Genomic DNA, 19,076 nt, shown 5'->3' with positions numbered 1-19,076 from the left:
CTACGCCTTCATGTCCTTCAATGTATTTTTCAAACGTTCAAGCATTTCCGTTTTCAAGGATTCCGGCTTCAGGATTTTCACATCCGGCAATACGCCAAACAGCCATGTTTTAAAGTCCGGAGTCAAGCGGAGTTTCAACGTCACAATCATATTCCCGTCCTTACCTTCGCTGATTTCTGCAACCGGAGAAAAACGGGACTTGTTAAACTGCGTTTTGAGCCAGCCCGACTTGATCTGGAGCGAAACCGTTTGCGGGTCTTCTGTAGACACGTACTTTCCGAAAGCGTACTTGTAATGTTCATAGACACAGAACGGTTCATCCAAGCGAATCGCACACTTATTAGTCTGAGCAATATTCAAGATATTTTCAACAAGGTAATTCTTGAAAATATGGGTTTCGGGATATTCATCATCAGCAGCGATTAAATAAAGAGTATCAATTCGCATCACAAGCTTGACAGGGCAAACTTCAATCGTTTTCTTTTCGCCATCTTCATTTGTGCTCTTGTAAGTAATGCGGATTTTAAAGCCTTCGCGAATTGCAGACAAGAGTCTCGAAACCGTAGAATCTTGAGCTTTGTGATCGCAGAATGGGCCATAATCCATAATGTAGTTCGGATCGAGCGTAATTGCTTCGGCCTTGAATCCATCCGGATCGGTCGTCTGCATAGACGAAATGACACTATCAATGAGCTTTCTATTCTTCAAATCCAACGGAGTCGTATCGTTCATCGTCTTTTTCAGTTTTTCCAACTGCTTGACGATTTTCTGGTTAAAGTCGACCTTTTGCTCGGTTTGAATAACATAAAAAGTTTCACCATCTTTTTTGAACTTATGGAGTCCGCAATTTTCCTGTTCCAAAGCATTCAAGTGGCGAAAAATCGTTCTCGGTCCGCAGCCCATAGCATCTGCAAGCATCGAGACCGTCATCGGCACACGAAGTTTGCATTTGATATTATTTATTTTTTCATATCCAGTAGCCATTATTCCTCCTTAATTAATCAAGCCTTAGATATTCTAAGACGGTTCCCAACAGCGACTGACCGTGCAAAGCCTGCAACAGCCAATAACGCAAATTCTCTCTGAATAATATTGGTCACTCTTCCTTCCACCAAGAATCGTTTCCCAACATATGTCACATGGACAAATGAATTTTTCAGGAATCGATATGACGCCAGTTTATTCATAATACGGCGACAAAGATCCTGTTTTCCCAAATTCTCTTTTAAAATTGCCGTTCCGTGCATGTTCAACGAGATAATGCCAGGAATACTTTCTAACCGAGACTTCAATTCATCTGGATAAACTTCATCTTCGTAATAGAAAGTTACCTTTGCCGCCCCCGATTTGACTTTAACACCATATTTGAAAATGGGATGGGCTGCATCGTCCATGACATTCCAAATACTTTTTTCCAAATCTTCATCGGAGACTTTTGAATTTTTGCGAACACGCACCATATTGACGCAGCCACGCAATCCAGCAATACTATTAACTTTTGTTTGTATTGCACGTTTCGTTGCAAGGCTATCTACAAAACCTCGCAAATAAACAATTCCCTGGCCTGCTTCTACCGTAATATCTTCACTCAGCCCATTCGACAAAAGTTCAAGTTGCTTGCGCACAACAGAAATCACCTCGGCATTAGGCGGATTTTCTGCATAACGCGGATAGCTCATAAAGACAATCAAGCCATCATCCATCTTCACGACCAGCTTGTCCTTCGTCTCGTCCTTAACGACACCAACGGCAATTCCAAACTGTTTGCGAATAACGTGATAGACATGATCGCCAAGCAAGGTAAGTACGCACTGGGCCGGCAAAAGCCTATAGCCTTCAGGCGCCACCTCATGCTCTATCGAAATTTTCGGACCTTCGTACTTTTCGTCCGGCAGGCCATTTCGTTTATAAACAACAACTTCCCTGTCATTAGACTGGAAGAAGCTCTTTACAATGCAAGGCCGAGCCGCACCTTCGAAATAAAGCCAGTCTCCCGGAAAAATTCGATTGTGGCCATAAACCTTTGCATACTCGGAGTTTTCGTCATCCTTGTGGCAAAAGGCAAACTCTTGCGAAAAAGCCACATGGAACGTGCCGCATTGTGTACAAACACAAAGCAGCGGAATTCCACGTTCAATTCCCCCATACGTCGAATGTTCTTCCATGGCGCAAACGTCATGGCGCACCGCCTGTCGGCATTGCCGACAGAACAACTGTTGCGAGTATAAACGATAGGGGAAATATTGGCGCATTACTTCATCAGCGGCATCGCCACATCCATGCGGCGGAGCACTTCTTCCTTGCCAATGAGTTCGAACATTTCCCAGAGACCCGGGCCAGCGGTAACGCCAGACACTGCAAGGCGCGGAGCACCGACAAGTTCACCGACCTTGTGACCGCAACGTTCAGCAAGTTCGTAGAAACCCTTCTCGATGACCGGAGTCTTGAAGTCTTCGATGGAAGCGAGCATGTCACGCACGAGCGTTGCAATTTCCTTGGAGCCTTCGCCAAAGTGCTTCTTCGCGCCCTTTTCATCATAAGTTGTCGGAGCGACAAAGAAGTACACAGCCATTTCAGCAAGATCCTGCACAAAGTGAGCGCGCGGCTTGAGCTGCTTCACGATTTCATCGAGGCGTGCTTCAGGTTCGTTGGAAAGGTCAATTCCCTTTGCGGCAAGGCCTTCCTTCATAATGCCCTTGAGGAACGCGTCGTCGCACATGTGGATGTGCTGACCGTTCATCCACTGGAGCTTCTTTTCGTCGAAGCTTGCAGACTTCGGGTTAATGCGTTCGAGCGTGAAGCTTTCGACCATTTCCTTGATGGTCATGACTTCGCGGTCATCACCCGGATTCCAGCCGAGGAGTGCCAAGTAGTTCACGAGCGTTTCGGGCAAGTAACCGAGATCGCGGAAGTCACCCACGGAAGCTGCACCCTTGCGCTTGGAAAGCTTACCACCGTTCTTGTCGAGAATCACCGGCAAATGGCACCATACAGGCGGCTGCCAGCCGAATGCCTTGTACAAGAGTTCGTGCTTCGGCGTAGAGCTGATCCATTCATCACCACGGAGCACGTGAGTGGTACCCATGAGGTGGTCATCCACGACACTTGCAAAATGATAAGTCGGGTAGCCGTCGCGCTTGATGAGCACGAGGTCGTCCAAAAGTTCGTTCTGGTAGCTGATGTGGCCACGGATCATGTCATCGAATTCCGTGACGCCCGTTTCAGGAACCTTGAAGCGGATAACAGCCTTTTCGCCAGCAGCAATGCGAGCTTCAGCTTCTTCGCGGCTAATGTTACGGCAGTGGCGGTCGTAACCCGTGACCGGCACATGAGACTTTTCTTGTTCAGCGCGAACTTCTTGCAGACGTTCTTCAGAGCAGAAGCAATAATAAGCATAGCCCGCATCCAAGAGCTTCTTGATTTCGCGGTGATAAATGTCCAAACGTTCGCTCTGGAAGTACGGACCACAATCGCCTTCGCAACCCGGACCTTCATCCCACTGGAGTCCGAGCCACTTGAGATCGCGCATCAAGTCATGGAGGGCCGTTTCGTTATAACGCTTACGGTCAGTATCTTCGATGCGCAGGTAGAACGTACCACCCATGTGTTTTGCAAAGAAGTAGTTATAAATTGCGGTACGTGCTCCACCAACGTGCAAATAACCCGTGGGGCTCGGAGCAAAGCGAACACGAACTGGACTTTTTTCAGTCATAATTTCCTCTAATGAACCTTTTTACTTTTTATGACAAAAATTAGCAAATTCAATTGTGTAAAAAAAATCCATAGCTTTATATGAAGCGACTTATTGGAACTCATAGCCATAGCGCTTCCCGACAAACTTTCAAAAATACGCCGCAAATATTACGCAATTATTTTTTACCCTACAGAATGAAAACACAAGCCAAGGACCCGCCCCTCTAATTTCTAACTTGCGAGCGCAAGTAAACTATGGAGTCTCAATGATTATCAAGCCAATGATCCGCAGCAACATGTGTGTCAACGCCCACCCGAAGGGCTGCGCTGCCGATGTCAAGCATCAAATCGAATACGTCGAAAAGAAATTTGCCGAACGAGGCATTCTTAACAACATCCCCCAAGACGCTCCCAAGACAGTCCTCGTTCTCGGTTGCTCTACCGGTTACGGTCTTGCAAGCCGTATCACAGCAGCCTTCGGTTACAAGGCTACAACCATCGGAGTTTCCTTTGAAAAAGAGGGTTCCGACGGATTGACCGACGGTTCACGCGAAAAAACAGGCACGCCAGGCTGGTACAACAACATGGCTTTTGACAAATTCGCAAAAGAAGCAGGCCTTGAATCCGTAACATTTAACGGGGATGCTTTTTCGCACGAAATGCGCAAGAACGTTATCGATACCCTTAAGAAGATGGGCAAAAAAGTAGATCTATTAGTTTATAGTGTCGCAAGTTCCGTCCGAGTCGATCCAGATAACGGAACAGTCTATCGCAGCGTCCTCAAACCAATCGGCGGCGTATTTACCGGAGCAACAATTGACTGTATCACCGGCAAAATCAGTACCATCAGCGCAGAGCCCGCCACCGCAGAGGAAGCAGCAAGCACAGTTAAAGTAATGGGCGGCGAAGATTGGGCTCTTTGGGTCCGTCAGCTCAAAAAGGCGGGCGTACTTGCCGAAGGCGTAAAGACAGTCGCTTATTCGTACATCGGGCCAAAACTTTCCCATGCGATTTACCGCGATGGCACCATCGGAGGCGCCAAGAAGCACCTTGAAGCAACAGCTCTTGAGCTCAACAAGGAACTGCAAAACGACCTGCATGGCGAAGCCTATGTTTCAGTGAACAAAGGACTCGTGACACGCTCCAGTGCCGTCATTCCCATCATTCCGATGTACATTTCCGTGCTCTTTAAGGTCATGAAAGAAATGGGTAATCACGAGGGCTGCATCGAGCAAATGGAACGATTGATGACTGAACGACTTTATACAGGTTCCAGCGTTCCAACAGACGAAAATCACCTTATCCGCATTGACGATTACGAATTAGATACAAAAGTCCAAGAAGAAGTCGACAAGCGCATGGCAACAGTCACGCAAGAAAACCTTGCCGAAGTCGGCGATTTCGAAGGTTATCGTCATGATTTCCTTGCCACAAACGGTTTCGATATTGATGGAGTGGACTACGAGGCGGATGTCAAAACGCTAACTAGTATCTAATTTAAACGTATATGGCGCCCCCGGAATAAATCCGGGGTGACAAAAGCAATCGACATTGCGTTCCATAATTTCTAACTTTAGGACAAAACCCCTTAACATCAAGGACAACTTATGGAAACACTCAATTCCATTCTCGATGCTATCGATGGGTACGTCTGGGGCGTTCCCCTCATTGTCATCATTCTCTTTGTAGGCATCCTCCTCACCATCCGTCTCGGCTGTCTGCAGGTCATGAACTTGCACAATGCGCTGCGCTTCATGGCCCACAGCGAAAAGGATGGCGCAGGCGAAGTCTCTAGCTTCGGTGCACTCTGCACGGCTCTCGCTGCCACAATCGGTACGGGTAACATCGTCGGTGTGGCAACCGCTATCGGCACCGGTGGCCCTGGCGCTCTCTTCTGGATGGAAGTCGCCGCATTCCTCGGCATGGCTACAAAGTACGCCGAAGGTTTGCTCGCTGTCAAATACCGCACGGTCGATAAGGACGGCAAGGTTCTCGGCGGTCCGTTCTATTACATTGAAACAGGCATTAAAGAACGCTTTGGCTGGAACATGAAATGGCTCGCCGTGATTTTTGCCATCTTTGGCATGGCAGCAGGCCTCCTCGGCATTGGCACCATCACGCAGGTCAACGGCATCACAAGCGCTATGGCTCGCCTCACCCCGAACGCCGCTGAATTTGTCAACATCGGCGGAAACTCCGTGAGCGTCACGACCGCTATTGCAGGCCTCCTCGTCACAATCTTTGCAGCAACCGTCATCATCGGCGGTCTCAAGCGCATCGCGAAGGTTTCGATGTACATTGTTCCCATCATGGCAATCATCTACATCATCGCCTGCGTACTCCTTTTGCTCCTCAACTTCTCGCAGATTTCTTCTGCCATCGAAACGATTGTGAAGGCCGCATTCAACCCGTCCGCAGTCACTGGCGGTGTTGTCGGTTCCATCTTTGTTGCCATGCAGAAAGGCATTGCCCGCGGTATTTTCAGTAACGAAGCGGGCCTCGGTTCTGCACCGATTGCAGCAGCCGCAGCAAAGACAAAAGAACCGGTACGTCAGGGTCTCGTTTGCATGACGGGCACGTTCTTCGACACAATTATCATTTGTACAATGACCGGCCTTGCAATTGTGGTCTCGGGCGCTTGGGATCCGAAACTCGGACTCGAAGGCGTGAACATCACGATGGAAGCATTCTCCCGCGGCCTCGCCATTATCCCTGGCGGTGCAGTGATTGCTCCGTACTTCCTTGCAACAGCTCTCGTATTCTTCGCATTCACGACGATTCTCGGCTGGGCCTACTACTCTGAAAAGTGCTTGCAGTACTTGATTGGCCGCAAAGACAAGAAGGCAATACTTACCTACCGTTGGCTTTATATCTTCGCAATTTTCATCGGACCATACCTCACAGTAAGTGCCGTTTGGACAAGCGCAGATATCTTTAACGGTCTGATGGCATTCCCGAACTTGATTGCACTCATCCTCCTCTCCGGGATTGTGGCAAGCGAAACAAAAACATTCCTTACTAAGTTCAAGAACGAAAAGTACTAGTCATTAGTCTTCGGCAATAAACATTGATTATTAGAGCCCGCGAAAGCGGGCTTTAATTTTATAAGCAAAACAGATCCACGAAATATCCAGTTTTTTCTTGTAACTAGACATGACTGGATGGGGCTACGCCCCTACTCCTTGGCTCGGTTATAAAAAAGAGTTTACTCATTTTTGCAACACTCGCCTTCTGAGTAGTATTCGCTTCGCTCAGGATGACGAAGCATGCAAAAAGACCTCCCATGCGGGAGGTCTTTTTAAATTCGTTTCTAAACTATTTGATTAGTAAGCAATCTGGCACTTTGCAGCAAGATCAAGACCAACCACAATTGCGCTCTTATTCATCGTGTTTTCCACAGGGATAGAAAGCGTTGCAGAGTAATCAGCCTTAGAAGATTGCGTACCGACCGTAATCGTAACAGGGCCACCAGCATCATCGCATCTCAAGGTGCAAGTACCTGTATTAGCACCACCATGCCAGCCAGACGGTAAGTCAAGCACCAAGGTCGATTCACCCTTCGGCAATTCAATCTTCGTATTCTGTTCCGTGAGAATGTAGTCCGGATCAGTTGCATCAACGGAAACAACCTCATCGCACTGGACAGGTTGAACCGTATTGTCATTGTTAGAAACATTCACAACCGGAGCAGCCATCTGGTTCTTTTTCGTAAATGCCTGAGTTGCAGTCGGGCCATCACCAACAGCGCCAAGCCATTCATAACCAGTAATCTCAGCACCAGCAGAAGTACAGCCAGTCACGGTCCAAGATCCGCCAACAGAGACATCCGGTTTCTTATCAGCAGCAGTGCACTTGCAACCCGTAATCGGAGCACCGTTCACCTGAACCGGCGTGCAAGAAATATTGTAAGTAGCACCCGAAGTCTTCACAAACACAGACACCGATGCATTATGCTTACCTGAGGCAGCATACGTTACTGTATCGATACGTCCCTTATAACCGCCAATCGTTGCAGTAGGCACATTTGCATCAGATGTTGTCCATGTGAAGTCCGAATTCAACATCATGTTACCCGGAAAGTCCTTACCGTTCTTGAATACCCAGATAACTTTTGCACCACTTTCTACAGTCGGCGTTTCCGGACCGCAGGTACCAATATCTTCACCAACAACAACTGGCGTAGATGAAGAAGAGGAATATACAGGAACCGGGTTTGGGTTATACGAAGATGACGATTCGTACACCGGAGGTGTAGAAGACGAAGTTGCGCTATTAATTATAAGCTGGGAACTCGAAGAAGAATTCACAAACGGATTTCTAGAGCTAGAGGATCTAGGAGTCGGAATAGCCCTGGAGGAACTAGAAGCAGTACCTTTAAGACAATCCGGGCAAAGAGTATCAAGGACTCTAAGGTTTACCATTTCGGTAAGCTTTGTAGGTTCCTGATCTTCCAAAGCAGCAATAACTAAAGCATTCTTATCCGTCAGTTCATCGGGTTTCAAAATTTCACCACTACCACAAGCCCAAAAACTTGCGGCGACACCGAAAGTAATCATTCCAGCATAAATCTTTTTATTCATAAAAAACCTCTTAGCTGAAAAATAAATTAAATCAAGCCAATATGCAAATACTGTAAGTGATTTTTATTCAGGAAATTAAGAAAAAACGTCCCGGATTTAGCTCCAGAACGTTTTGTAAACTTAATTATACAGTTTGTTGTATAATATCATCAGAAGATGCAGCTTTCAGGGTCTTCTAGACACGGATCAACAGCCTTCGAAGAACTGGACTTTTCTTCTTCTTCAGAAGAAGAACTTTCCTCAGGAACCTCTTCAGAAGAGGAACTCTCAGGCAATGTTTCTACGACAAGCAGAGCATCGAAATCATCTTCATCCAATTCATTACGATCACAGCTAACCGTTTTACCATTCCAAGTGACCATAGGCTCAACCTTGGAATTCGGCCTTGTATACTTCACTTGAATTCGAGTGCTTCCCGACCCGCTGCGTTCACCATCAATCAATTCGGCAGTATCATCGCCTAACTTAACCCACTGATGCACACCAGAAAGTTCGTTTCCATTGACATCCACGATATACCAGTCAACCATTTCACCCGTAAATATCTTACGCTTGCTTACAGCGCAATAGCCCTTCACAGAACTTGAAGACTGTGCCGACGAAGATTCCGGTTCCGAAGAAGACGATTCCGGTTCCGAAGAAGAACTTACAGGATCGTCCTTGGCGGCCACCTTCACATTCTTACATTCGAAGCCCTTACCGTCAAATGTCAAAGTCGGAGCCACCTTTGTTCCCTTCGATTTGAAGGTCACAAAAAGCTCAGGTGTTCCGGTACCCGAAACTTTACCATCGACAACCCAGTTTTTGGCATCGTCGTCATTAAAGCTCCATGTGAATTCGGCTTCTTCCAAAGAGCCTTCATCCGGGACATAACGCCAGCTAATTTGGTCGCCAATATAAACAACATCCGGCATAGTCAAGACGCACTCGCCCGAGGCCTTCAACTTAGCACTAGAGCTGCTAGCGCCACTAGAAGAGCTGTTCACGGGTTTAGAGCTGCTGCTCGACCCGCTCGGGCTGGATTTTCCGTCATTGGAGCTGCTGGAATTTGTTTTACCAGAGCTAGAAGACTTCGATGTAGTGCTGCTAGAAGAATTCGAAGAAGCACTTCCGCCATCACTGCCCTTGGAGCTGCTGCTCTTTTTATACTCAGCCTCGCAACCATCCTTATGGCCTTCCTTGCCATTGCAGTATTCCAAGAATTTGTCTACAAATTCATGAACGTTTTTTTCGTAGTCTTTCTTCGTCGAATCAAGCTTTTCTAACAAATTCGCTTTAGCTCTTTCATCCACATCAGTGACTTCATTGATGCTTCCTTCGCCGCAGGCCCATAAAAAAGCCATCGCAGACGATAATAATAACGGTATAAACTTTTTCCTTTCCATAATTTTCCCCACTTTTTTAAAATCTACTCTTGAGATTCCCCATCCACCGATATTTTTCGTTGCCCAGTAATGAACTGGTGCACATACGGATTACTCGTATTCTTGATTTCATCGACAGTTCCCACTTCGATGATGCGGCCATTATAAAGCATGGCTATGCGGTCAGCGACCTTGAAGGCGCTCACCATGTCGTGCGTCACCACGACAGACGTGACACCGAGCTTGCTCTGCATATCGAGAATAAGGTCGTTAATCACGTCACTCGTAATCGGGTCCAGACCCGTCGTCGGTTCATCGTACAAAAGAATTTCCGGGTTCAGCGCAATGGCTCTTGCAAGCGCAACACGCTTACGCATACCGCCCGAAAGTTCAGACGGCATCTTTGTACGGAAAGACGGCACGAGGTTGATCATCTGGAGTTTTTCAGTGACCACATTCTGGATTTCCGATTCTGACATTTCCGGGTGATGTTCACGCAAGGCAAAGGCAATATTCTCGCCTGTGTCCATGGAGTCAAACAAGGCACCCATTTGGAACAACATTCCCATCTTGCGGCGGATCGTTCGCGTATCGAAGAATTCCGGCGTACTGATAGTCACGCCATCAACAGTCACTTCACCGCCATCCGGCTGCAAAAGTCCAATCATGTGCTTCAAGATAACGGACTTACCACCACCGGACTTTCCGATAATCACCATCGTTTCGCCACGGCGAATATCGAGGTTCACATCTTCAAGAACCGTTTGAGGGCCAAAGGACTTTTTAAGTCCCTTGAGTCGAATCGCAATGTCGTTCGGATCGATTTTTACATTCGGCATAACTCAACCTCTAGAAGAACATGAACGCATCAAGAATAAAGTCAGAAACCAAAATCATAAGGCAACTTGAAACCACGACGCTCATCGTTGCAAGGCCAACACCATGGGCACCCGGTTTAGAGTGCGTTCCGTGATAGTAAGCCAATACAAAAATAATCGTCCCAAATACTATCGACTTGATAATCCCCGCCCACAAGTCCAAATTATCGAACAGGTACTGCATACCGGTCGAATAGGTGTAGGTCGTGATATCCAAAGCAAGCACACAGACAATCCAGCCACCAATCAACGCAAGCGCATTCGAAATGGCGGTCAGGCAAGGAATCATCGTCAAGAACGCAAAGAATCTCGGCATCGCGAGGTAGCGGTACGGGTCAAGCCCAAGAACCACGTAAGCAGATAGTTCTTCTTTTTCTTTCATGGAACCGATTTCAGCAGCAACTGCACTCCCCACACGTCCGGAAAGCACGATAGCCGTAAGGAGCGGTCCAAGTTCAATGAGCACCATTTTGCATGCGGCGGTTCCCACAAACTTGTCGGACACGAGATTGTGGAATTCGAATTCAGCCATGATGGTTGCGACCATGCCCGTAAAGATGGAAGTCACAAACAAGAGCGGAAGCGAAGAAACGCCAACAGAAATCATTTCCTTTACAATCAAGGAAGGATTCTTGTGCACATAGCGGAACTGCTTGAGTGTAACAAGCAGGATGCAAATGCACTCGCCCACGGAGGCGATTGCATCGACAATCTTTTGCCCTATCCAGTATATCGGTTTCAGAATCAACGGCATCTTCACCTCTTAGAAATCGCCGAAGTCGGCAACCTGCGGTCCACCGCCCTCGTCATCTGAACCATACTGATAATCTTCGTCACCGCCAGCCTGCTGGTCGGTAGCATCGTAGAACGTCGTGTATTCCGGCACGAAGCTCATGTCGATATCCTTCACAGAACCATTACGGTGCTTCGCGACAATGAGCGTTGCCTTGTAGCGGTCTTCGTCCTTATGCGTCTGCACAAACGGGCGTTCCACGAACCACACCATGTCGGCGTCCTGTTCGATAGAACCGGATTCACGCAAGTCCGAAAGTTGCGGGCGTTCACGGCCTTTTTCTTCGACTTTACGGCTGAGCTGAGCAAGCGCAATAACCGGAATACTCAGTTCCTTTGCCAAAATCTTAAGACCACGAGAAATCGCACCGATAGCGACGGCACGGTTTTCTTCCTTGCCGGTCTTCATCAACTGCAAGTAGTCGATGATGAGCAAATCAAGGTGGCCCTTGTGCTTGAGCTGGCGCGCCTTGCTCATGAGTTCCATGATGCCAAGGTCAGCGTTGTCATCGACAAACAGCGGAGCCTGGTTAATCGGAGTCACTGCAGCGATAATTTTCTTGATTTCGTCAGAGTTGAGCTTACCATTGCGGAGCCTACTCTGGTCCACCTGCGCCTGCGAGCAGAGCAGACGTTGGGCAAGCTGGATGCCGTCCATTTCCAAGCTGAAGAAAGCGACGTTCTTGCCATAGCGAATGGCTGCGTTTGCAGCAACCGTCATAGCGAAAGAAGTCTTACCCACACCAGGACGAGCTGCTAGAATGATCAAGTCGGAATTCTGGAGACCGTTCGTGAGTTCATCCAGTTCCGTAATGCCCGTAGGCACGCCTGTAATGCCGCCTTCCCTGCGATTGTTAATGCGTTCCAGAAGAGGCGCCACAAAGTTGTCGATAGACTTCAAGGTGTTGCGCACCTGGTTATCGGCAATCGCAAAGATATCACGTTCGGCATCTTGAAGCACATTGTCCGGAGTAGATGCCGGGTCCATCGCCTGACGGATAATATCGGATGACGTGCGGATGAGCTTGCGGAGCACCGCCTTGCTGCGGAGGTGCTCCAATTGCCACGGGACATTCGCTGACGATGCGACGGATTCCATCAATTCAAAGATGTATTCACGTCCACCGACAATGTCGAGCTTCCCCATCTTCGTAAGTTCCGCCGAAAGCGTCACGGGATCGATGGGGGTCACCGCCTTGTTCAAACTGCAAAGTGCGTTCCAAATCAACTGATGACGTTCCATGTAGAAAAAGTCATCGTCACTGATGGCCATCACAGCGACGCCCATCACTTCGGGGTCACGCAAAATACCGCCCAACAGGCAGCGCTCCGCCTCAACATCGGCGGGCATTTGGCGACCATCAAACGACTTGGAATTATTTTCTTCTGACATAACTATACCGATTTAAATATACAATAAAAATTTACACAGGACCTTTAGTGACAGCGCAAAAGCGGGGGGAAATGTGCCATAAATGGCGACCCCATCCCGGAACAGAGTCCGGGATGACATTGCGTCCGAGGTGACAATGCAAAGTGAAAATGCGCGGGGGTATGCGCGGGCTACTTGGCGGCGGTGAAAAGGCCGCTACGCGGGATATGAACTTTCCACGTGAGCCATTTAAGCTGTTTGTCCGTTGTCATCGCATAGGCATCGACAAGCGAAACAGTCTTTGTGCCGTTGAAGTCGAGCGCTGTACCGGCGAGATCATTGAAGTTCTTGCCCTTGCTGAACACGTCATAGAAAAGTGGTTCACCAAAGGTTATCATGATTTCAGGTGCAATAAAGGAAAGTTCCTTTGTTAGCATTCGGCGGAGCGAGGCGAGCAGGATCGGAGATAGTGCTCGCGGAGCATCCTTGTAGAAATACGTGACGCCAAGAGATTCCGGAGCGTAGCCGAGGCTTCCGAACAAACGCACAAGCATTTCGCCGGTGGGAGACTGGAAAAAGTTGCCAATCTGTTCGCCCTGTTTGGGAGCAGCAAGGAGAATTAAAAGACGCGGGTGCTCCGGGCCAGCGTAGCGAACAACGTTCGCAGTACGCGCGTAGAGAGCATCTGTCTTGAGCGCATCGTAGAAGGCGCCGATGGAATCGGCGAGTTCGTACGCGGCAGTCGTCTTCTTGACGGCACGCGGAGCAATGGTGAGACCCGCATCGAGCTTTGGCGCCGGGGCCGGCGCGGGTTGCGCGGGAGCGCCAAATACAGACTGCTGAAAAGCGGGCTGCGCCTGATTTGCAAACGGTGCGGGGTTTGAAGGGAACGGCGATTGTTGTGGAATCGGCGCCGGGTTCTTCGGAATCGAAGGCTGCGGGAATGGCGCCGGATTCGCCGGACGCATCATTTGCGGCATCGGATTCGCAGGGCGCGGAGCCCCAGCAGGAACGACAGACTTTTTGCGAGTCAATGTCCATGGTTCATCAAGGAGCAAGTCCTCCTCGCCCATGTCCATTTGGCCTTGCAGATATTTGCGAAGTTCGCTAAAATCAAATTCTTCGGGCATGTCGTTCCTCTAAACGTTCTTTAACTTATCTAGGCTAAAATCTACAATTTCTTGCGCCAAATCGATTTTCGAGCCCATCTTCATCTCGGGAATTTCAACCTCGCCTGCATTTTGAGCATTGCGGGAGTTCGCGCGGATCAAGGTGTAACGGACTTCGTCAAAACCAAAACCGCTGTTCGCTGCGACAGGGGCATTGAGGAGGAGCGCATCGGCGCCGCTCTTCTTGAGCTTTTCTGCCGCATGTTCCTTGAAGTGGTCCGTTTCTAGCGCAAAACCGATGATAACCTGATCCGCACGTTTTTGAGCAACGCTGTCGCGCAAGATGTTCGGATTCGGCTCGAGTTCCAAGACGAGCTGGCTACGGCTATCCTTGATTTTTTCGGTAGCGGCAACCTTCGGACGGTAATCGGCCACGGCGGCACAATGCACGAGCACATCGGCATTTTTCATCTGTTCGAGAACGGCCTTGTGCATGTCGCAAGCGCTCTTGATTTTTGTCACGTGGACAGCACCTGGAAATTCGGCTTCCATCGGGCCTGCGACAACGCTCACGTCAAAGCCATTTACAAGAAACGTCGCAGCGATTGCAACAGCAGTCTTTCCGCTGCTGCGGTTGCTAATGTAACGCACCGGGTCAATCGCTTCTTCGGTGCGGCCAGCCGTAATGAGGACCTTCTTGCCGTAACCGGGAAGCGTCGGATCCACTTCATTTTCAGCAGGAAGAGTTTGAAGATCCTTCGACTTCGCGCGCGGCGCTTCGCTCAGGATGACACTACTAGCTTCTAAATAAGCGACAATTTCTGCAGGGTCGAGGAGACGGCCTTTGCCGACTTCGCCACAGGCAAGTTCGCCCGCAGGGCTGTCCATCACGAACGTATTTTCAAAACTACGAAGCGTTTCAAGATTGCGCTTGACCGCCGGAGAATTGAACATCGCGACATTCATCGCAGGGGCGATAAAACGCGGGCCCGTGCAGCTCATAAAGCAGAGGCTCACAGGGTCATCGGCAATGCCATAGACGAACTTTCCGATGACATTTGCGGTCGCCGGAACGACGAGATAAAGGTCGGCCCAACGCGGGAAATCAATATGCTGGAAAGGACGCGCTTCGACGGCGCCATTTTTCAGGTAAACCGGGCACTTGGAGAGGCTAGCAAACGTAAGCGGGGCCACGAACTGTGTAGCGGCTTCGGTCATGCAGACGCGCACTTCGGCGCCTTTCTTTTGCAACAGGCGCAAGAGTTCACAAGACTTGTAGGCGGCAATTCCGCCCGAGACTCCAAGAAGAATTTTCTTTCCAGCGAGATTCATGAAGTGCAAGATAGAAAAATAAAGAGAAATAGCTTAGTTCATAGTCATTGGTCAATAGTCATTAGAGATTTCCGTGATTCGAGCTGTGCAAGGAGTCCCCCAGCACTAAGGGATTCTTCTTTATGTCATGCCCGCGAAAGCACGCACCTCCATCTTGTATCAAAAGGAGATTCCCGGTCGGAGCCGGGAATGACATGCAAGGGTATCAAGCGAGAGGTCTCTTGTGATCTCACATCATGCTCCGTTAGGGGAACGACAAATTAACAAGGTCAAGGAGACTGAGCAAAGCGTGAGAAGAATTTCACAACGGCATCGCTTATCCGCTTTAAAATCCAAGAAGCAATTAATATGACGCCCATAGTTAGACCCAGCAGTACCATGACATTCCATTCCGTAAAGTTCCAGTGCATTCTTTCGAAAATCTTGACAAAAGCCATTTGAGCCCATACAATGCCCACATGCTGCACTAAAAACACACAATACGAAAGCGTCGCAAGTTTTTGAACAGTAAGGTCAATCATCTTATAACGCAACAGGAACGGGGCTATATAAAACACGATTACAAACAGAGCAAAGGCGGCTACAGCCCCCAAGCAATCCGTATTGATTCGACCGGGGATATCGACAAACGTGAGCACAACAAAAACCACAGCCGAAACCAAAACGAGTCGCAAATCATTTAATCGTTCCAAGTTTTCGACCAGCATAAAACCGACGCAAAATTTCAAAGATAAAGTCACAGGTAAGGCACCAAACACATCATCATATTCTGCAGGAATCAAGTATTGACAAGAATAAAGCACCGCAAGAGTAGACAATGTCAAATAAGGCCTATGATGGTAGCATTTGGCAAGCAACGGGAACAATAAGTACAAAAGTACAATGGCCCCAACAAACCAATCACCGCAAAAAACATAGGTATCAACGCCATACTGCCGAACGTAGCCATCAAAGCCCACTATCGTAAACAACAGCTTAAGCAGATGCCCCATAAAGAAAGCATTACCATCCGCCATAAAATGGCGGATCATCGTCAAGGGAATATAAAGGCTCAAAATCCAAAACGGCGGATAGATTGTCTTGAAACGCTTTATATAAAATTCTTTAAAAGCACCTTTTTCAGAAAAACCGATTGTTCCATACTTTTTATAAAGTAGCCCTCCTGAAAGAGCTATAAAAAGTGTAACAGCAATATTCCCAAAATCATAGTTTACTGTTGTGCAGAACAAATTAAAGCAAGGGATACCTTCTGCTACATATTGCAATGCGAAATGGTATGTAACCACAAACAACATTGCCAACACACGCAAAACATCTAATTCTTGAATACGTTTTTGCATAAAGTTAAAATAGCAAACTAATAAAAAAAGAAATCCCACAGTTGCCTGCGGGATTCCTTTAAGCTTTAGTTTGAAACCAAATTAAGCTTCAGCTTCTTCGGACTTTTCAGCCTTCTTCTTGGAAGCCTTCTTCTTCGGAGCAACAGCTTCGCCAATCGTGGTGCCGTTTTCGCCCGGCTTGTGGGAGTCCATCCAAGCCTTGAGTTCAGCGGATTCACGGTTCTTGAAGTAGTCAACAACGGAGAGATAGATCTTGCGGTTGTTCTGATCGATTTCGGTTACAACAGCCGGAACTTCGTCGCCAACCTTGAATGCATCGGCCGGAACCTTGATGTATTCAGCAGTGAGCTTGGAGACCGGGATGAAGCCTTCGATACCGTCAGCGAGTTCAACCACGACGCCGCGGTCGAGCATGCGAACGATCTTGCCCTTGACTTCAGAGTCAACCGGGTAGGTGGAATCGATAGAATCCCACGGGTCTTCGGTGAGGTGCTTCATGGAGAGAGAAATGCGGCGCTTTTCCTTATCGACGGCGAGCACGACGCATTCAACCTTGTCACCCTTCTTGACCATTTCGTTCGGGTGGGTGATCTTCTTGGTCCAGGACATGTCAGAGACGTGGATGAGACCATCAACACCTTCCTTGATTTCGACGAATGCGCCGAAGGAAGCGATGTTGCGGATTTCACCGACGACGCGTGCGCCCGGCGGAAGTTCGGTTTCGATAGAATCCCACGGATCAGATTCGAGCTGCTTCATGCCGAGAGAGATACGTTCTGCATCTTCTTCAACCTTGAGAACAACAGCTTCGACTTCCTGACCGACGGTGAGGATTTTGGACGGGTGCTTGACGTGCTGGGTCCAGGACATTTCAGAAACGTGGATGAGACCTTCAACACCGCTGTCGAGTTCGACGAATGCACCGTAATCAGTGATGGAAACAACCTTACCCTTGACGATAGCGCCTTCCGGATAACGTTCGGCGATATCCTTCCACGGATGCGGCTTAAGCTGCTTCATGCCGAGAGAGATGCGTTCCTTCTTGTCGTTGAAGTCGAGAACCATGACTTCGACTTCCTGACCGAGCTGGAGCATTTCGGACGGGTGGTTGATGCGCTTGTAGCTCATGTCGGTGATGTGGAGGAGGCCATCTACGCCGCCAAGGTCGATGAATGCACCGAAGTCGGTGATGTTCTTGACGATACCCTTGCGGACCTGGTTCTTCTCGAGAGTTTCGAGAACGTCGCCACGCTGCTTGTTGCGTTCTTCTTCGAGAACAACACGGCGAGAAACGACGATGTTGCGACGAGCCTTGTTGACCTTGATAACCTTGAGGTCGAATTCCTGGCCGATAAGAGCGTTGATGTCCGGAATCTGACGGAGGTCGATCTGAGAGCCCGGGAGGAAGGCATCGATACCAAAGAGGTCGACGACAACGCCGCCCTTGATGCGCTTCGTGAGAGTGCCGCGTACGACTTCGTTGTTTTCGAATGCAGCGTGGATGCGATCCCACACGCGAACGAAGTCAGCCTTCTGCTTGGAGAGGATGAGGCGACCGTCTTCGTCTTCGAGCTTTTCGACGAACACTTCGATTTCGGAACCGAGTTCGAGAGAATCAGTATCCTTGAATTCGGCGCGATCAATAACGCCTTCGGACTTGTAGTTCACGTCGACGAGAACTTCCTGTTCGTTCACCTGGCTAATCTTACCCGTGACGAGCTTGCCCTGTTCGAGGCAGCCCATGCCGGCATAGACGTCAGCGTTGGCCTTGCGGAAGTCCGGGGAGCATTCACCCTGAGCGGCGAGAATTTCTTCGAGATCTTCTTGAGTTCCGAATTTGAGATTTTGAGACATATTAGTTAATTGGGTTGTGGTAACAAAGGATTCAGGCTACGCCACTACACCTACGTAGTCGAGAATCTTTTGAACCTGTTGTTCGATTGAGATGTGTGTAGTGTCAATTTCAATAGCATCGTCCGCCTTCTTTAACGGGGCGGTCGCACGAGAGGAGTCCAGGCGGTCGCGTTCGACCAAATTGTTAAGGACTTCTTCGAGGGTAACTTTTTCGCCTTTTTCAAGGAGTTCCTTGTAGCGGCGTTCGGCGCGGACCTTCACGTCCGTCACCATGAAAAACTTGTACTTCGCATCGGGGAATACGACCGTTCCGATATCGCGGCCATCCAGGATGCAGCTCTGCTTCTTGCCGATTTCACGCTGCTGTTTTGTCATTGCGGCACGGACCGACGGGAGGGCGCAGTAGATGCTTACGTTGCTGGAGACCTTCATGCCACGGATTTCGCTTTCGCGAGAAACGCCGTTGATAAGCACGTGGTTTTCGGAGTCGAACCCGAGTGTGAGGTTCCCGAGCAATTCGTCCATGGCAGCACCTTCTTCAGCCGGCAACCCCTTTTCGAGGGCGGCAAGCGTCACGGCGCGGTACATCGCACCTGTGTCGAGGTAGGTAATGCCCAATTTCTTTGCAATAATCTTTGCAGTGGTACTCTTGCCTGTGCCTGAGCCACCATCAAGGGCGATAACAAAATTTTCCGAATTACTCATGAGTGGGGCATAAGATAGAAAAAGTAGGCAGTAGGCAGAAGGCAGTTGACAGTAAAT

General features: G+C 48.8%; 15 protein-coding genes. 2 read left to right on the top strand and 13 right to left on the bottom strand.

Annotated features, from left to right (window positions below):
- From BUA34_RS06750 to gltX, 3 genes are all read right to left on the bottom strand, one after another.
- On the bottom strand, positions 1-984 hold the full coding sequence (locus tag BUA34_RS06750; protein WP_072827965.1) for a helix-turn-helix transcriptional regulator: 984 nt from the start codon (positions 982-984) through the stop codon (positions 1-3).
- 17 nt (positions 985-1,001) lie between these two features.
- The gene (locus tag BUA34_RS06745; RefSeq protein WP_254794359.1) at positions 1,002-2,165 is read right to left on the bottom strand and encodes a BON domain-containing protein; all 1,164 of its coding nucleotides are present in this window, start codon (positions 2,163-2,165) and stop codon (positions 1,002-1,004) included.
- A gap of 86 nt (positions 2,166-2,251) precedes the next feature.
- Positions 2,252-3,712, bottom strand: a complete 1,461-nt coding sequence (gltX, locus tag BUA34_RS06740; protein ID WP_072827963.1) for a glutamate--tRNA ligase — start codon at positions 3,710-3,712, stop codon at positions 2,252-2,254.
- Positions 3,713-3,959: 247 nt separating this feature from the next.
- Between gltX and fabV the strand changes: the two genes are divergently transcribed.
- Together fabV and BUA34_RS06730 are read left to right on the top strand one after the other, a co-directional pair.
- The gene (gene fabV, locus BUA34_RS06735; RefSeq protein WP_072827962.1) at positions 3,960-5,189 is read left to right on the top strand and encodes an enoyl-ACP reductase FabV; all 1,230 of its coding nucleotides are present in this window, start codon (positions 3,960-3,962) and stop codon (positions 5,187-5,189) included.
- A 111-nt stretch (positions 5,190-5,300) separates the two neighbouring features.
- Positions 5,301-6,737: an alanine/glycine:cation symporter family protein gene (locus tag BUA34_RS06730; protein ID WP_072827961.1), complete on the top strand. Its 1,437-nt coding sequence runs from the start codon at positions 5,301-5,303 to the stop codon at positions 6,735-6,737.
- Between the two features lie 279 nt (positions 6,738-7,016).
- Here the strand turns inward: BUA34_RS06730 and BUA34_RS06725 are convergent, their stop codons facing one another.
- The 10 genes from BUA34_RS06725 to cmk form a co-directional block, all read right to left on the bottom strand.
- Positions 7,017-8,273, bottom strand: a complete 1,257-nt coding sequence (locus BUA34_RS06725; RefSeq protein ID WP_072827960.1) for a hypothetical protein — start codon at positions 8,271-8,273, stop codon at positions 7,017-7,019.
- Positions 8,274-8,422: 149 nt separating this feature from the next.
- Positions 8,423-9,616: a hypothetical protein gene (locus tag BUA34_RS06720; RefSeq protein ID WP_254794358.1), complete on the bottom strand. Its 1,194-nt coding sequence runs from the start codon at positions 9,614-9,616 to the stop codon at positions 8,423-8,425.
- 65 nt (positions 9,617-9,681) lie between these two features.
- On the bottom strand, positions 9,682-10,476 hold the full coding sequence (locus tag BUA34_RS06715) for an ABC transporter ATP-binding protein (RefSeq protein WP_072827958.1): 795 nt from the start codon (positions 10,474-10,476) through the stop codon (positions 9,682-9,684).
- Between the two features lie 10 nt (positions 10,477-10,486).
- Entirely contained in the window at positions 10,487-11,269 is a 783-nt protein-coding gene (locus BUA34_RS06710) for an MlaE family ABC transporter permease (protein WP_072827957.1), read from the bottom strand.
- Between the two features lie 9 nt (positions 11,270-11,278).
- On the bottom strand, positions 11,279-12,700 hold the full coding sequence (gene dnaB / locus BUA34_RS06705; protein ID WP_072827956.1) for a replicative DNA helicase: 1,422 nt from the start codon (positions 12,698-12,700) through the stop codon (positions 11,279-11,281).
- Positions 12,701-12,870: 170 nt separating this feature from the next.
- Positions 12,871-13,809 carry a uracil-DNA glycosylase family protein gene (locus BUA34_RS06700; RefSeq protein WP_072827955.1) on the bottom strand — a complete coding sequence of 313 codons (939 nt, stop codon included), beginning with the start codon at positions 13,807-13,809 and terminating at the stop codon, positions 12,871-12,873.
- Positions 13,810-13,818: 9 nt separating this feature from the next.
- Entirely contained in the window at positions 13,819-15,120 is a 1,302-nt protein-coding gene (coaBC, locus tag BUA34_RS06695) for a bifunctional phosphopantothenoylcysteine decarboxylase/phosphopantothenate--cysteine ligase CoaBC (RefSeq protein WP_072827954.1), read from the bottom strand.
- A 269-nt stretch (positions 15,121-15,389) separates the two neighbouring features.
- Positions 15,390-16,499 carry an acyltransferase family protein gene (locus tag BUA34_RS06690; RefSeq protein WP_139255891.1) on the bottom strand — a complete coding sequence of 370 codons (1,110 nt, stop codon included), beginning with the start codon at positions 16,497-16,499 and terminating at the stop codon, positions 15,390-15,392.
- Between the two features lie 42 nt (positions 16,500-16,541).
- The gene (locus BUA34_RS06685; RefSeq protein ID WP_072827952.1) at positions 16,542-18,314 is read right to left on the bottom strand and encodes a 30S ribosomal protein S1; all 1,773 of its coding nucleotides are present in this window, start codon (positions 18,312-18,314) and stop codon (positions 16,542-16,544) included.
- Between the two features lie 36 nt (positions 18,315-18,350).
- Positions 18,351-19,019 (bottom strand): (d)CMP kinase, encoded by a 669-nt coding sequence (gene cmk, locus BUA34_RS06680; protein ID WP_072827951.1) that lies wholly within the window; start codon positions 19,017-19,019, stop codon positions 18,351-18,353.
- Positions 19,020-19,076 lie beyond the last annotated feature (57 nt).

This window comes from Fibrobacter sp. UWB12 (assembly GCF_900142485.1).
GTDB lineage: Bacteria > Fibrobacterota > Fibrobacteria > Fibrobacterales > Fibrobacteraceae > Fibrobacter.
This window is presented reverse-complemented; position numbering and strand designations above follow the sequence as displayed.